Annotated in this window: 3 protein-coding genes; 1 reads left to right on the forward strand and 2 read right to left on the reverse strand. The window is 60.4% G+C overall.

The genetic code is table 11. The features are described from left to right. Window positions 1-180 (reverse strand): hypothetical protein (locus GSQ79_RS28950; protein WP_210253048.1); only part of this gene is annotated, 180 nt, incomplete at its 3' end. A 1-nt stretch (window position 181) separates the two neighbouring features. Here GSQ79_RS28950 and GSQ79_RS10015 point away from each other — a divergent pair. Next, window positions 182-679: a hypothetical protein gene (locus GSQ79_RS10015; RefSeq protein ID WP_158808577.1), complete on the forward strand. Its 498-nt coding sequence runs from the start codon at window positions 182-184 to the stop codon at window positions 677-679. Between the two features lie 389 nt (window positions 680-1,068). Here GSQ79_RS10015 and GSQ79_RS10020 read toward each other — a convergent pair whose 3' ends face one another. After that, window positions 1,069-1,221, reverse strand: a complete 153-nt coding sequence (locus GSQ79_RS10020) for a hypothetical protein (RefSeq protein ID WP_158808578.1) — start codon at window positions 1,219-1,221, stop codon at window positions 1,069-1,071. Between the last annotated feature and the right edge of the window lie 92 nt (window positions 1,222-1,313).

Here is a 1,313-nt window from a genome sequence, read left to right on the forward strand (position 1 = left end):
CCCCATCCTTAAACCCACGGCTACCAGGACAACCCACCCTGCTTTTTCTGTCAATGACGGGGCGACGCCCCGCCGCCTCCGGCGGTCGCAGATCATTGACAGCAAAAGCAGGGCGGGTTCGGGTCGGCCGTTGCGTTTAAGGCGCGATTTGCGCGACGCGCTTTGGAGAAAGAGGGTCATCATGAAAATCCCTGTTTTTGTCTCCTGTCCGACGTCGCTCAGCAAGCCTCAGGAGGCGCAACGCGCTATCATTCTCGCGATGCTCGATACCCTCAATCTTGAGCCACGCGCACTTGGCCGTTCTGATTATCCGGCGGAACTGCCGCTTCGCGAAGTGCTGGTTATTGCCCGGCATTGCGCTGGTGGCGTGATCCTTGGGTTCAACCAGCTGACGGTGACAGCGGGGACGTGGAAGCCCGACACCAAAGCTGCAAAGCTTGTTTCCGGTCTTACTAGGCTGCCGACCGCTTGGAATCATCTCGAAGCTGGCATTCTTTTTTCTCTCGGTCGCCCTCTGCTTGTCTTCAAAGAGCCGGACATTTCGGGGGGCATCTTCGACTTGGGAACAGCCGATGTCTTCGTCCACACTATGCCGAGCACGCGCGCCAAGAAGGATGATCTCAGGGAGGTCTTCCTCAAATGGCGCGACAAGGTCGGCCACATTTATTACGGGGTCTAGTCCGCCAGACGGCACTTTATCGCGAAATTCTGCGGCTTTAGAGAGAACGCGCGCTAGCGCACCCCAATCCTTAAACCCACGGCTGGCAGGGCGGGTTCGGGTCGGCCGTTGGTTTAAGGATTTCTCTGCCGGCACGGCGGGCTCTCCTTCTCCCGCTTGCGGGAGAAGGTGGCCTTCGCGTGAGCGAAGGTCGGATGAGGGCGCTGGGCGGGAGCTGCCGTCCTCGTAGCAGACTCTTTCTGTATCGCCCTCATCCGACCTCGCTGCGCGAGGCCACCTTCTCCCATGAATGGGAGAAGGGGTGCGGCCGCGCACCGAACGTACCTCACCGCAAACCCTCGGGCTTCAGGTCCGGATGCTCCTCCAAGATCGGGTAGAGCGCATCGAGGTCAAGCGCCGCCCATCGTCTTGCCGATCATGGTCCGCACCCGCACAAATTCCTCGTGCGATTCATCGCGCTGGACTTGATGGAGGATGTCGTTCTGTTCGGCACCGTGGCGCAGCAGGAGGGCAGTCAGCGCTTTCGCTGTCACGTGCTGCATGCCTGCTCCTGTCGCAGCCGCGCCGCCCGCGCAGCCCCATCCTTAAACCCACGGCTACCAGGACAACCCACCCTGCTTTTTCTGTCAATGAC

It is taken from the genome of Beijerinckia sp. L45 (assembly GCF_009765775.1).
Lineage (GTDB): Bacteria > Pseudomonadota > Alphaproteobacteria > Rhizobiales > Beijerinckiaceae > RH-AL1.

Coding starts and splice junctions, on each gene's coding strand:
- GSQ79_RS10015 (WP_158808577.1), top strand. CDS start 182: ATGAAAATCCCTGTTTTTGTCTCCTGTCCGACGTCGCTCAGCAAGCCT.
- GSQ79_RS10020 (WP_158808578.1), bottom strand. CDS start 1,221: ATGCAGCACGTGACAGCGAAAGCGCTGACTGCCCTCCTGCTGCGCCAC.